General features: G+C 67.0%; 11 protein-coding genes. 3 read left to right on the top strand and 8 right to left on the bottom strand.

Going from position 1 to position 12,945, the window contains the following annotated elements:
* Nucleotides 1–193 precede the first annotated feature (193 nt).
* The 8 genes from moeB to ndk form a co-directional block, all read right to left on the bottom strand.
* Nucleotides 194–1,336, bottom strand: coding sequence for a molybdopterin-synthase adenylyltransferase MoeB (gene moeB / locus VG561_RS12725; RefSeq protein ID WP_423179632.1), 1,143 nt, complete (start codon nt 1,334–1,336; stop codon nt 194–196).
* A gap of 202 nt (nt 1,337–1,538) precedes the next feature.
* Nucleotides 1,539–2,936: a ribosome biogenesis GTPase Der gene (gene der, locus VG561_RS12720; RefSeq protein ID WP_014646861.1), complete on the bottom strand. Its 1,398-nt coding sequence runs from the start codon at nt 2,934–2,936 to the stop codon at nt 1,539–1,541.
* A gap of 17 nt (nt 2,937–2,953) precedes the next feature.
* The gene (gene bamB, locus VG561_RS12715; RefSeq protein ID WP_046430197.1) at nt 2,954–4,162 is read right to left on the bottom strand and encodes an outer membrane protein assembly factor BamB; all 1,209 of its coding nucleotides are present in this window, start codon (nt 4,160–4,162) and stop codon (nt 2,954–2,956) included.
* Complete coding sequence (locus VG561_RS12710; RefSeq protein WP_032960761.1) at nt 4,162–4,800, bottom strand: YfgM family protein; 639 nt, start codon at nt 4,798–4,800, stop codon at nt 4,162–4,164. The genes bamB and VG561_RS12710 overlap by 1 nt, the downstream gene beginning before the upstream one ends.
* Before the next feature lie 64 nt (nt 4,801–4,864).
* Entirely contained in the window at nt 4,865–5,737 is an 873-nt protein-coding gene (locus tag VG561_RS12705) for a helix-turn-helix domain-containing protein (protein WP_423179631.1), read from the bottom strand.
* Nucleotides 5,738–5,755: 18 nt separating this feature from the next.
* Nucleotides 5,756–6,541, bottom strand: coding sequence for a type IV pilus biogenesis/stability protein PilW (pilW, locus tag VG561_RS12700; RefSeq protein WP_041863329.1), 786 nt, complete (start codon nt 6,539–6,541; stop codon nt 5,756–5,758).
* Nucleotides 6,528–7,733: a 23S rRNA (adenine(2503)-C(2))-methyltransferase RlmN gene (gene rlmN / locus VG561_RS12695; RefSeq protein ID WP_005409296.1), complete on the bottom strand. Its 1,206-nt coding sequence runs from the start codon at nt 7,731–7,733 to the stop codon at nt 6,528–6,530. The genes pilW and rlmN overlap by 14 nt, the downstream gene beginning before the upstream one ends.
* Nucleotides 7,734–7,743: 10 nt before the next feature.
* The gene (ndk, locus tag VG561_RS12690; RefSeq protein ID WP_005409295.1) at nt 7,744–8,169 is read right to left on the bottom strand and encodes a nucleoside-diphosphate kinase; all 426 of its coding nucleotides are present in this window, start codon (nt 8,167–8,169) and stop codon (nt 7,744–7,746) included.
* A gap of 360 nt (nt 8,170–8,529) precedes the next feature.
* Here ndk and VG561_RS12685 point away from each other — a divergent pair, with 360 nt between their 5' ends.
* The 3 genes from VG561_RS12685 to VG561_RS12675 all read left to right on the top strand — a co-directional run bounded on the left by VG561_RS12685 (nt 8,530) and on the right by VG561_RS12675 (nt 12,878).
* A complete protein-coding gene (locus VG561_RS12685) occupies nt 8,530–9,183 on the top strand; it encodes a TetR/AcrR family transcriptional regulator (RefSeq protein ID WP_014646856.1) in 654 nt (217 codons plus the stop codon).
* A 39-nt stretch (nt 9,184–9,222) separates the two neighbouring features.
* Complete coding sequence (locus VG561_RS12680) at nt 9,223–11,595, top strand: 3-hydroxyacyl-CoA dehydrogenase/enoyl-CoA hydratase family protein (RefSeq protein WP_133934445.1); 2,373 nt, start codon at nt 9,223–9,225, stop codon at nt 11,593–11,595.
* A gap of 74 nt (nt 11,596–11,669) precedes the next feature.
* Complete coding sequence (locus VG561_RS12675) at nt 11,670–12,878, top strand: acetyl-CoA C-acyltransferase (protein ID WP_019661304.1); 1,209 nt, start codon at nt 11,670–11,672, stop codon at nt 12,876–12,878.
* The last annotated feature ends 67 nt before the right edge of the window (nt 12,879–12,945 follow it).

Raw genomic sequence — 12,945 nt, 5'->3', positions numbered from 1 at the left:
GAATCGCGTTCAACAATAGAGCAATGCCGATGACGGCAATAGCACGCATGTTGCGCCGGATTGTCTTGGAAGTAGAACGATGCCAGGAGAAACCCCGCGCACCATCCCGAAACCATTGCACGTCGCTGTAGAGCCGAGCCCACGCTCGGCTGCTTCTGCTGTATGCGGGAAGCAGCCGAGCACGGGCTCGGCTCTACAGAGAGCCCCCCCGGCAAAACGCGGCGTAATCGATATATCCCGGGAACGGCACACCCCGCGCGCACACCGGGCAGTGCGGGTCCGGCCGGATGCCGGTCTCTCGGAAGCGCATGCCCAGCGCATCGAAGCGCAGCAGGCGGCCAACCAGCGGCTCACCGATGCCCAGCAGCAGCTTCAGCACCTCGGTCGCCTGCAGCACGCCGGCCAGGCCGGGCAGCACGCCCAGCACACCCGCCTCGGAACAGTTCGGCGCGAACTCCGGCGGCGGTGGCTCCGGGAACAGGCAGCGGTAGCACGGCGCCACGCCGCGCTGGCGGCCAGCGTCAAACACGCTTACCTGGCCGTCAAAGCGCTCGATGGCGGCATACACCAGCGGCGTGGCGTGCTTGATGCAGGCGTCGTTGAGCAGGTAGCGCAGCGGGAAGTTGTCCGAGCCATCCAGCACCACATCCACCCCGGCCAGCAGCGCATCCAGGTTCTCGGACGTGACCCGCTCAGGCACCGCCTCGACGTCGATCGACGGGTTCAACGCCAGCAGCCGCTCGCGCGCCGAATCGACCTTGAACTGGCCGACGCTGGCTTCGGTATGCACGATCTGCCGGTGCAGGTTGCTGCGCTCCACGCGGTCATGGTCGGCGAAGCGCAGGTGCCCTACCCCGGCGGCGGCCAGGTAGAAACCAGCCGGCGCGCCCAGCCCACCCGCGCCCAGCACCAGCACGCGTGATTGCTGCAGCCGGCGCTGGCCGGCCTCGCCCACCTGTGGCAGCAGCAGGTGGCGCGAATAGCGATCGTAGAAGTCGCGGTCGGCGGCGCTGGCCAGCGGCTGCACCAGCGGCAGCCACTGCTCGCGCCAGGCCACGGTGCCGCCCGTCACGGAAGCCACGTGGGTGTAGCCGGCCTCCAGCAGGAACTGCGCGGCATCGGCCGAGCGCTTGCCACTCTGGCAGATCAGCAGGATTTCCTGGTCGTGCCGCGGCAGATGCGCGGCCGGGTCGGCCTGCAGCTCGCCCTTGGCCACGCCGCGCGCGCCCTCGGCCATGCCGCCGGCCCGTTCGTGCGCCTCGCGCACATCGATCAGCACCGCGCCATGGGCCAGGCGCTCGCGTGCCTGCGCGGGGGAAAGCTCTTGGATGCTCATGGCCGCATTATCGCGCACGTGGCGGCAGGCCGCCTTGACCAGCATCTGTAGAGCCGAGCCTATGCTCGGCTCTACGGGTCCACCGCAGGCCTGCGGTAGCGCCCGCCCTGCACCCGGGGTCAGATCCCTTTTCCGGAGGAAATGGGATCTGACCCCATTCTCCGCAACGAAAAAGGCGGCCCTGCGGCCGCCTTCTCGTGAATCACTTGCCCTTGACGTGCTTCATCAAGCGCCGCTTGGCCTTGACCTGCCGCTCGGTGAGGACGTTCTTCTTGCCCTCGTACGGGTTGGTACCCTCGCGGAAGATGAAGCTCACCGGCGTGCCGATCAGCTTGAAGCGCTTGCGGAAGAAGTTCTCCAGGTAGCGCTTGTACGACTCCTGCAGCTCCTTCAGGCGCGTGCCGTGCACGATGAAGGTCGGCGGGTTGGAACCGGCCGGGTGCACGTAACGCAGCTTGGAGACATGGCCGCGGATGGTCGGCGGCGGATTGGTCTCGTAGGCCACTTCCAGCGCCTTGTTCACTTCGCTGGTGGTGAAGGTCTTGTTCGCCGATTCGTGCGCGCGGTGCACCGCGCGGAACAGCTCACGCAGGCCCGAACCATGCTTGGCCGATATGCGCACGGACTCGGCCCACGGCACGAAGCCCAGCTTCAGCGACAGCATGGTTTCGGCCTGCTCGCGCTGGTACTCGGTCAGGCCATCCCACTTGTTGATGGCGATCACCAGCGCGCGGCCGGCATCGAGCACGGCACCGAGCACGGTGGCGTCCTGGTCGGTCACGCCTTCGGTGGCGTCGAGCATCAGCACGGCCACCTGGCACTGCTCGATCGACTGCATGGTCTTGACCACCGAGAACTTCTCGACGACCTCGTCCACGCGCGACCGACGGCGCAGGCCGGCGGTATCGATCAGGCGGTACTCGCGGCCATCACGCTCCAGGTCCACCGCGATCGAGTCGCGGGTGGTGCCCGGCACGTCGGAGGCGATCATGCGCTCCTCGCCGAGGATGCGGTTGACCAGGGTCGACTTGCCCACGTTCGGGCGGCCGACGAAGGCGATGCGGATGCGGTTCGGATCGTTGTCCAGCTCTTCGCCGCTGCCTTCTTCCGGCAGGCGCTGGATCACTTCGTCCAGCAGGTCGTCCAGGCCCTGGCGATGCGCGGCCGACACGGTCAGCATCTCGCCGAAGCCGTAACGGGCGAACTCCGAACGCACGGTGTCCTCGTCGGTGCCGTCGATCTTGTTGATCAGCAGCAGCGTCGGGCGCGACAGCTTGCGCAGCCAGGCCAGGATCTCGTCGTCCATCGCCGAGGTACCCTCACGGGCGTCGACCACGAACAGGATCAGGTCGGCTTCCGCCGCAGCGGCGCGGGCCTGGCGGGTGGTAGCCCCTGCCAGACCCTCTTCCTCTTCCGCGATACCGCCGGTGTCGACGACAAGGAAATGATTGTCCTCGTCCAGCCGGCAGACACCGTAGTTGCGGTCGCGGGTGACGCCGGGCTGGTCATGGACCAGCGCGTCACGGGTGCGGGTAAGCGCATTGAAAATAGTCGACTTGCCGACATTCGGCCGTCCAACCAGGGCGACCAAAGGCAGCATCGCGATTACTCCAATTTTTAATTTGCCAACCGGAAGGCGGTCAGCTTGCCATCAACGTTCTGCACCAGCAGCACCCCGTCTGCGACGACCGGCTGGGCCAGCAGGGCGTCGCCGCCACTTTTTGCCCGTGCCGCCATCGCACCATCGGACGCCTGCAACCAGTGCACGTATCCCTTGTAGTCGCCGACCACCACGTAGTCGCCGTGCAGCGCCGGGCCGGTCAGCGATCGACGGGCCAGCGCGGTCTGCGACCACATGGCCGCGCCGCTGGCCTTGTCCAGGCCGAACACGCCGCCCTTGTTGTCGGTGACGAACACATTGCCCGACGACACCGCCACGCCACCGGCACCGCCATGGTCGCGCGCCCACAGCGGGCGACCGGTCGGGCCTTCGATGGCCATGGTCTGGTTCTTGAAGCTGCTCACATAGAGGGTGTTGCCCTCCAGCACCGGAGCGCCGTCGACGTCGGCCATGCGCTCCAGCTCGGTGCGGCCTTCGCCGTTGCCGAGGTTCTGTTCCCACAGCGTGCGGCCATCCTGCTGGGCCAGGGCCGCAACCGCGCCCTCGTCCTTGCCGATGAACAGCACGCCCGGGCCGGTCACCACCGGCGCGTTGCCACGCACGGTCAGCGCCGGCAGCTCGCTCGGGTTGAACCACTTCTGGGTGCCGTTGCCGGCATCGAAGCCGGTAACGCGGCCGTCGTTGCTGCGCACGTAGACCATGCCCTGGGCCACGGCCGGCGCGGCGATGACTTCACCCGGAACACGGGCGCGCCACTTCTCGCTGCCATCGTTGATATCCAGCGCGATGACCTGGCCATCCAGCGTGCCGATCACGACCAGGTTCTCACCGACACCCGGGCCGCCGGACAGGCGCAGCTTCGCCTTCTTCTTTTCCTTCTTCGGCTCCCAGGTCCAGACCTTCTTGCCGGTCTGCAGGTCGATGGCGTGCACGCCACCGGTGATCGCGGCAGCAAACACGTGGCCGTTGGCGACCGCCGGGCCCTGGCGCACGCCGATGCGGCGCTCGCCCTTGCCGAGGTTGACCGACCAGGCCTTGCTGACCTTCACGGTCGGCTCGAACTTGACCAGCTCAGCCGGTTCCTGTGCCTTCTTCGCGGCCGCGTCCTTGCCGGCGAACCAGCCCTTCATGGTGCTGCAGCCGGTCAGGGCCATGCCCATCAGGAGCACGGTGGCGACGCGGGTGATCATGACCTTCTGACTCATCAAACCGACTCCGCAGGGGCGGCGACGGTGCCGCCGGCGTCCATAACCTTGGTTTCCAGCAGGCGCCGCTGCGGCGCTGCCACGTCCAGCGTCTTCAGCGCCTTCTCGTACTGTGCACGGGCGTCATCGCGCTTGCCCTGCGCCATCAGCGCATCGCCATGGATTTCCAGGCTGCTGCTGTCGGTCGCGCTGCCCAGCAGCTTGATGGCCTCGTCGCTCTTGCCGGTGGCCACCAGCAGGCGGGCCACACGCTGGTCGACCACGCGCTGCAGGTCACCTTCGACCTTCACATTGCGCAGGGTCGCCAGTGCCTCTTCATTCTTGCCGGCGTCGACCTGGGCCTTGGCCAGCTGCAGCGCCGCGAGGTCGCCGTAGATGCTGGACGGGCCGGCTTCGAGCGCCTTGACCGCCTTGGCGGCGTCGTCAAGCTTGTTCTGCTGCAGGCCCTGCAGGGCCTTCTGGTACTCGACATTGGCCGAGGCCAGCTTGCCGCCCTGATCCTTCTGGTACCACTGCCAGCCAGCAATGGCACCGATGGCGATGACTACGCCACCGAGGATGCTGGCGCCATTCTTCCGCAGCCAGCTGCGGACGCGTTCACTTTGTTCGTGCTCGTCGAGCAGATCGTCGATCGCCATGCGTACTCTCGCCCCGCCCGTCGGGAGGGACCATTGGGATTATCGAAGGTGGTGAAACCGCGCCTCAGTGCGAAACCGGGACAACGGAGCCTTCAGAGGATACCTGAAAGCGTGCCACGTTGGCTCGCTGGTAGGGGGTCAGATCGACGATAGCGCCGTTCTGCTGAACCTGGACCGCCGAGGCGTTGCCCAGGGTCACCCGGGTCACCTGGCCCGGCGTGAAGCTGCGGGTCTCGCCGGACCTGATCAGCGCCTTCTCGACGGTGCTGCCGTCCGGGCCGCCGATGTCGACCCAGCTGTCGCCGCTGAACTGCATTTCCAGCGCGTTGCCGGCAGCCGCCGGAGCCGGCGCCGGGCGCGGCACCGGGGCCAGCGAGGCCACGTACGGGGTGGCCGCCGGCTTGCTGGCCGGGGCGGTGGCCGCTTCGGCCGGCGCGACAGCCTCGGCACCGGCCGTGGACGGGGTAACCGGCACGGCGGCCGGGATCACATCCAGCGAGGCGGTGCTCGGCGACGGGGTCGCGCTGCCGTCGAAGTGGCCACGGGTGGCGAACCACACCGGCACCGCCAGCACCGCGGTGATGCCGACATACAGCACGCGGCGACCGAGGTTCTCGGCGATGCGGCGCGCACGCGGGGTATGGGTATGGCTGACCAGGGTGGGCGGAACCACCGGGCCGACCTGGGCCTGTTCCAGCAGCTGGCCGACATCCACGTCGAGCAGGCGCGCATAGCTGCGCAGCTGGCCACGCACGAACACCGGCGCCCCCAGCTTCTGCCATTGTTCCTCTTCCAGCGACTTGACCACCTGGACCGGCATGCGCAGGCGCGAGCCGACATCTTCGAGGGTCAGTCCGGTCGCTTCGCGGGCCTGGCGCAGGCGGGTGCCGCAGCCGGCCGCAGTCTCGAGAGCGCTCACAGTCTGGTCATCAATCACAATGCATCAACCCTGGAGTTAGGAGCCCGCGTCCTGCGGAAATTCCTGTCGAATCCGCTGCAGATAACGATCAGATGCCGCCCGATCGCCCAGCTTCACTTCGATTTGAGACGCAAGTTGTAACACGGAACGCGTTGCGGGTGCAGCCGCAATCCTACGTTCGGCGAAGGCCCGGGCCTCCATGTAGCGGCCCTGGCGGTAGCTCAGCTGGGCCATCGACTCCAGCGCGACCGGGTTGGCCGGGGCCGCCACGAGCGCCGCACGCAGGTCGCGTTCGGCGCGTTCAAGCTGGCCCGCGTCCAGTGCGCAGCTGCCGGCATTGGCCTGGGCTTCTCCCGGGGTGGCATAACCCGGCGCCTGCAACGCGCGGTCGAACCAGACCAGCGATTCGGCCGGCTGGCCCTGCTGGCACAGCCAGGCACCGTAATTGTTGAGCACGTCGCCGCGCTGCGGCGCCAGTTCGGCGGCCTTGCGGAAGTTCTCACCGGCCTGGCGGGTGCGGCCACGACGGTCATCGATGCCGGCCTGCAGCACCAGCGCATCGGGCGCCTCGGGCGCCAGCTTCAGTGCTTCGCGCACCTTGCGCTCGGCGGCATCGAGATTGCCGACCTGCATGTCGCGGGTCGCCAGCGTCAACAGGTCGCGCCAGCGCACTTCGCGCCGCACGCTTTCCGGGTCACCCACCGAATAGACCGGCGCCTGGCTCGGGCCGAGCTTGGCCTTGGGATGGGATTTGCAGCCGCCGACCGCAACGGCCAGCACGCCTGCGAGAAGCGCCAGCCAGAGGCGGTCAGGCCGCGGCATCGCTCCCCTTCCCCGCCTGCAGCGTCTTGTTGAACTCCGCCTGGCGGCGGGTGCGGTCCATCACCTGGCCCTTGAGCTGGCCACAGGCGGCGTCGATGTCGTCGCCACGGGTGCGGCGGACCATGGTCAGCACGTTGCTGTCGAGCAGGATCTTCTGGAAGGCGCGGATGTGCGCTTCTTCCGAACGCTCGTAGCGGGTGCCCGGGAACGGATTGAAGGGAATCAGGTTGACCTTGCCCGAATCCTTGGCCTGCACCGCGTTGTCGAACTGACGCATCAGGCGGGCCAATTCGCGGGCATGCTCGGGCTTGTCGTTGATGCCCTTCATCAGGGTGTATTCGAAGGTGACCGATTCGCGGCGCTTGTTGGCGCGTAGGTAGCGTGCGCACGAGGCCATCAGCTCGGCGATCGGGTACTTCTTGTTGAGCGGCACCAGGGTCTCGCGCAGCGCATCGTTCGGCGCATGCAGCGACACTGCCAGCGACACGTCGCTCTCGGCGGACAAGCGGTCGATCTGCGGCACCAGGCCGGAGGTCGACAGGGTCACGCGCTTGTTGGCCAGGCCGTAGCCCAGATCGTCGCGCATCACGCTCATGGCGCGCACGACGTTGTCGAAATTCATCAGCGGCTCGCCCATGCCCATCATCACCACATTGGTGAGGCGGCGCATCTGGTGCGGCACGTTGCCCAGGTGGCGCGCGGCAACCCACACCTGGCCGATGATCTCGGCAGTGGTCAGGTTGCGGTTGAAGCCCTGGGTGGCGGTGGAGCAGAACGTGCAGTTCAGGCCGCAACCGACCTGCGAGGACACGCACAGCGTGCCGCGGGTCTTGTCCGGGATGTACACGGTCTCGATGGCGTTCTTGCCATCCACGCCCATCGCCAGCAGCCACTTGTGGGTGCCGTCGGCGGAGGGCTTGTCGAACACGATGTTCGGAACCAGCACCTCGGCATGGGCCTGCAGCTTGGCGCGCAGGACCTTGCCGAGGTCGGTCATTTCATCGAAATCGGTGACGTAGCGATGGTGGATCCACTTCATCACCTGATGGGCACGGAACTTCTTCTCGCCGAGAACCTCGACGAAGAACTTCTCCAGGCCCGCGCGATCGAGGTCGAGCAGGTTCTGCTTGCCAGCCGTGGGTGCCGACTTCGGCAGCGGCTGGATGGCGGGGGACTGTACGACCTCGTTCACGGCATTACTCTCAGCGCGAAACGACTTCGGTGGCGGCGAAGAAGTAGGCGATTTCAATCGCGGCATTCTCGACCGAGTCCGAGCCGTGGGCGGCGTTGGCATCGATGGATTCGGCGAAGTCGGCGCGGATGGTGCCCGGCGCGGCTTCCTTCGGGTTGGTGGCGCCCAGCAGGTCGCGGTGGGCCAGGACGGCGTTCTCGCCTTCCAGGGCCTGGATCATCACCGGGCCGGAGATCATGAACTCGACCAGCGCGTTGAAGAACGGACGCTCGCGGTGCACGGCGTAGAAGCCTTCGGCTTCACGGCGCGACAGCTGCTTGTACTTGGCGGCCACGACCTTCAGGCCGGCCTTCTCGAAGCGGGCGTAGATTTCGCCGATGACGTTCTTGGCAACGGCGTCCGGCTTGATGATCGAAAGGGTGCGCTCCAGCGCCATGGGATGTCTCCAATGGAATCGGGCCGCTGATGGCCCGAAGGGTAACATGAAAAAAACCCGCGTCGGGACGCGGGCTTAGCCTGATAAACGTAGGCGAATTGTAAAAGATAAAGCGCTGGCGTGGTAGTGCCGGTCGCCGGCCGGCAAACCCTCATGGCAGGGGTCAGATCCCCACAGGGACTCTGACCCCATTCCGGCCCAGTGTCGGGGTCGGAGCCCCTGCGGGGATCCGACCCCTACCCCATTCACCCAGCTGAGTGGATTCTGACCGTCCGGGCCATTTTTGCTGCACTGCAAAATGCCATACGCTACCGTCTGGTCCTAGTATCAAACAATCGTTTGATTAAGGTCCGCCCGCCGATGGCCAAACCCGCCCACTTCTCGACCAAGGACCGCATTCTCGGCGCGGCCGAGGAGCTGTTCGCACAGCACGGCTTCGCCGGCACTTCGCTGCGCCAGGTGACCAGCCAGGCCGACGTCAACATCGCAGCGGTCAACTACCACTTCGGCTCCAAGGAAAACCTGGTCAACGAGGTGTTCCGCCGCCGCATGGACGAGATGACCGGCGCCCGCCTGTCGCAGCTCGAACGCGCCCGCAGCGAACATCCCGGGCAGCTGCGCCCGGTGCTGGCCGCGTTCGTCGAGCCGGCATTGGCGCTGGCCCAGGACCGCCAGAACGGCGGTGCCTTCGTGCGCGTGATCGCCCGCGCCTACGCCGAGAAGAACGACAACCTGCGCAAGTTCCTGTCCGACCACTACGGCCACGTGCTGCGTGCGTTCGGCAAGGCCATCGGCGAGTGCGTACCCGACCTGAGCAAGGAAGAGCTGTACTGGCGCCTGGATTTCCTGGCCGGCTCGCTCACCTATGCCATGGCCGACTTCGGGCTGATCAAGCGTCCCGCCGGTGTCACTGAAGCGGCGCATCGTGCCCATGCCGCCCACGAACTGATCCATTTCGCCGAAGCCGGGTTCCGCGCCGCCGCTCGCGCCAGCGCCCTGCCCGCTTCCCTTTGATTCCACCCAGTAACTGCTGACCAACAAAGGCCCTACACCATGTCCAATTCCCTGCTAGTCCGCCGCGCCGCCGTGCTGGGTGCCGGCGTCATGGGTGCCCAGATCGCTGCCCACCTCACCAACGCTGGCGTCGACACCGTGCTGTTCGACCTGCCCGCCAAGGAGGGTCCGGCCGACGGCATCGTGCTGAAGGCGATCGCCAACCTGGGCAAGCTGAGCCCGGCACCGCTGGCCAGCAAGTCGCTGGCCGAAGCCATCACTCCGGCCAACTACGAGTCCGGCCTGGAGCAGCTGAAGGACTGCGACCTGATCATCGAGGCCATCGCCGAGCGCATGGACTGGAAGCAGGACCTGTACAAGAAGATCGCGCCGTTCGTGGCCGACCACGCGGTGCTGGCCTCCAACACCTCGGGCCTGGGCATCAACAAGCTGGCCGACGTGCTGCCCGAGCAGCTGCGCCACCGCTTCTGCGGCGTGCACTTCTTCAACCCGCCGCGCTACATGCACCTGGCCGAGCTGATCCCGGCCACCACCACCGACGCCGCCGTGCTGGAAGGCCTGGAAGAGTTCCTGGTCACCACCCTGGGCAAGGGCGTGGTGTACGCCAAGGACACCCCGAACTTCATCGGCAACCGCATCGGCGTGTTCTCGATCCTGTCCACCATCCACCACACCCAGCAGTTCGGCCTGGGCTTCGATGAAGTGGACGGCCTGACCGGTCCGCTGGTCGGCCGCCCGAAGTCGGCCACCTACCGCACCTCCGACGTGGTCGGCCTGGACACCATGGCCCACGTCATCAAGACCATGGGCGACACCCTGCCGAATGACCCGTGGCATGAATTCTTCAAGTCGCCGAAGTGGCTGGACGCGCTGATCGCCAAGGGCGCACTGGGCCAGAAGACCGGTGCCGGCATCTTCCGCAAGGTCGGCAAGGACATCGTGGTGCTGGACCTGGAGAAGCAGGACTACCGTCCGGCCGATCGCGCTGCCGCGCCGGAAGTGGTCGAGATCCTGAAGATCAGGAACCCGGCCGAGAAGTTCGCCAAGCTGCGCGAGAGCCAGCACCCGCAGGCGCAGTTCCTGTGGGCGACCTTCCGCGACCTGTTCCACTACAGCGCCTACCACCTGGCCGACATCGCCGAGACCGCGCGCGACGTCGACCTGGCCATCCGCTGGGGCTACGGCTGGTCGCTGGGCCCGTTCGAGACCTGGCAGGCCGCCGGCTGGAAGCAGGTGGCGCAGTGGATCGCCGATGACATCGTCGCCGGCAAGAGCATGAGCAACGCGCCGCTGCCGGACTGGGTGTTCGATGGCCGCGACGGCGTGCATGCCGCCGAAGGCAGCTACAGCCCGTCGCGCAACGCCAAGCTGCCGCGCTCGTCGCTGCCGGTGTACCAGCGCCAGCGCTTCCCCGATCCGCTGCTGGGCGAGACGTTCGCGCCGGGCGAGACCGTGTTCGAGAACGATGGCCTGCGCATGTGGCACGACGGTGATGGCATCGCCGTGGTCAGCTTCAAGACCAAGATGAACACCGTGTCCGACCAGGTGCTGGACGGCCTGCAGGAATGCGTGAGCCGCGCCGAGAAGGACTTCCAGGGCCTGGTGATCTGGCAGCAGAAGGAACCCTTCTCCGCCGGTGCCGACCTGGCCGGCGCGCTGGGCCTGCTGCAGGCCGGCAAGGTCGACCAGTTCGAAGAAATGGTTGCCAACTTCCAGCGCACCAGCCAGCGCATCAAGTACTCGCTGGTGCCAGTGGTGGCTGCCGTGCGCGGCCTGGCCCTGGGTGGCGGCTGCGAGTTCCAGATGCACAGCGCCAAGACCGTGGCCTTCCTGGAAAGCTACATCGGCCTGGTCGAGGCCGGCGTCGGCCTGCTGCCGGCCGGTGGTGGCCTGAAGGAACTGGCCGTGCGCGCCTCGCAGGCCGCGGGCCCGGGCGGCGACGTGTTCGCCGAACTGAAGAAGACCTTCGAGACCGTGGCGATGGCCAAGGTGTCCAACTCGGCGGTCAACGCCAAGGAACTGGGCCTGCTGCGCAGCACCGACAAGGTGGTGTTCAACAGCTACGAGGCCCTGCACATCGCCAAGGCCGAAGCACGCGCCCTGGCCGAAGCGGGTTACCGCCCGCCGCTGCCGGCACGCCGCATCCAGGTGGCCGGTGACGTGGGTATCGCCACCTTCAAGATGATGCTGGTCAACATGCTGGAAGGCCGCTTCATCAGCCCGTACGACTACGAGATCGCCGAGCGCATCGCTACCGTGCTGTGCGGTGGCAAGGTCGACCGCGGCACCCTGGTCGACGAAGAGTGGCTGCTGACCCTGGAGCGCAAGCACTTCGTCGAACTGGCCCAGCAGGAAAAGACCCAGGCCCGCATCGCGCACATGCTGAAGACCGGCAAGCCGCTGCGTAACTGATCGCCCATCCCTGCTTCCGGTGGGTGCCGACCGTTGGTCGGCACTCCGGCTAAAAAATTCAAGAGATCACTGCAATGACCAAGCAAATCCAGGACGCCTACATCGTCGCCGCCACCCGTACCCCGGTTGGCAAGGCGCCCAAGGGCATGTTCCGCAACACCCGCCCCGACGACATGCTTGCGCACGTGCTGCGCAGCGTCGTCGCCCAGGCCCCGGGCGTGGACGTCAACCGCATCGATGACGCCATCATCGGTTGCGCCATGCCGGAAGCCGAGCAGGGCATGAACGTGGCCCGCATCGGCGTGCTGCTGGCCGGCCTGCCGAACACCATCGCCGCACAGACCGTGAACCGCTTCTGCTCCTCCGGCCTGCAGGCCGTGGCGCAGGCCGCCGACGCGATCCGCCTGGGCAACGCCGACCTGATGCTGGCCGGCGGCACCGAGTCGATGTCGATGGTGCCGATGATGGGCAACAAGATCGCCATGGCGCCGAGCGTGTTCGACAACGACCACGTTGCCATCGCCTACGGCATGGGCATCACCGCCGAGAAGGTCGCCGAAGAGTGGAAGGTCTCGCGCGAAGACCAGGATGCCTTTGCCCTGGCCTCGCACCAGAAGGCCATGGCCGCGATCCAGAACGGCGAGTTCAAGGACGAGATCAGCCCGTACGAGATCGTCTCGCACCTGCCGGACCTGGCCGACGGCCAGCGCATCATCACCCGCAACAAGATCGCCGACACCGACGAAGGCCCCCGCCCGGACTCCTCGGCCGAAGGCCTGGCCAAGCTGCGCCCGGTGTTCCGCAACGGCCAGTTCGGCGGCACCGTCACCGCCGGCAACTCGTCGCAGATGAGCGACGGCGCCGGCGCCGTGCTGCTGGCCTCGGAGCAGGCGATCAAGGATTACGGCCTGACCCCGCTGGCCCGTTTCGTCAGCTTCTCGGTGGCCGGCGTGCGTCCGGAAGTGATGGGCATCGGCCCGATCGCCGCGATCCCGAAGGCACTGAAGCAGGCCGGCCTGACCCAGGACCAGCTGGACTGGATCGAGCTCAACGAAGCCTTCGCCGCGCAGTCGCTGGCGGTGATCCGTGACTGCGGCCTGGACCCGGCCAAGGTCAACCCGCTGGGCGGCGCGATTGCCCTGGGCCACCCGCTGGGTGCGACCGGCGCGATCCGTACCGCAACCCTGCTGCACGGCCTGCGTCGTCGCCAGCAGAAGTACGGCATGGTGACGATGTGCATCGGCACCGGCATGGGTGCGGCGGGTATTTTCGAGGCGCTGTAAGGTTCAAGGCGTTGCCTCGTTGGGCTTCATGGCGTGGGTCGGGTTGGCAGGGCTGCCCGGGACACGC

The sequence above is a fragment of the Stenotrophomonas sp. CASM110 genome (genome assembly GCF_049384345.1).
GTDB lineage: Bacteria > Pseudomonadota > Gammaproteobacteria > Xanthomonadales > Xanthomonadaceae > Stenotrophomonas > Stenotrophomonas muris.
The sequence above is the reverse complement of the archived record's forward strand: the minus strand, read 5'-3'. Positions and strand labels throughout refer to the sequence as shown.

Coding starts and splice junctions, on each gene's coding strand:
- moeB (WP_423179632.1), bottom strand. CDS start 1,336: ATGAGCATCCAAGAGCTTTCCCCCGCGCAGGCACGCGAGCGCCTGGCC.
- der (WP_014646861.1), bottom strand. CDS start 2,936: ATGCTGCCTTTGGTCGCCCTGGTTGGACGGCCGAATGTCGGCAAGTCG.
- bamB (WP_046430197.1), bottom strand. CDS start 4,162: ATGAGTCAGAAGGTCATGATCACCCGCGTCGCCACCGTGCTCCTGATG.
- VG561_RS12710 (WP_032960761.1), bottom strand. CDS start 4,800: ATGGCGATCGACGATCTGCTCGACGAGCACGAACAAAGTGAACGCGTC.
- pilW (WP_041863329.1), bottom strand. CDS start 6,541: ATGCCGCGGCCTGACCGCCTCTGGCTGGCGCTTCTCGCAGGCGTGCTG.
- ndk (WP_005409295.1), bottom strand. CDS start 8,169: ATGGCGCTGGAGCGCACCCTTTCGATCATCAAGCCGGACGCCGTTGCC.
- VG561_RS12685 (WP_014646856.1), top strand. CDS start 8,530: ATGGCCAAACCCGCCCACTTCTCGACCAAGGACCGCATTCTCGGCGCG.
- VG561_RS12680 (WP_133934445.1), top strand. CDS start 9,223: ATGTCCAATTCCCTGCTAGTCCGCCGCGCCGCCGTGCTGGGTGCCGGC.
- VG561_RS12675 (WP_019661304.1), top strand. CDS start 11,670: ATGACCAAGCAAATCCAGGACGCCTACATCGTCGCCGCCACCCGTACC.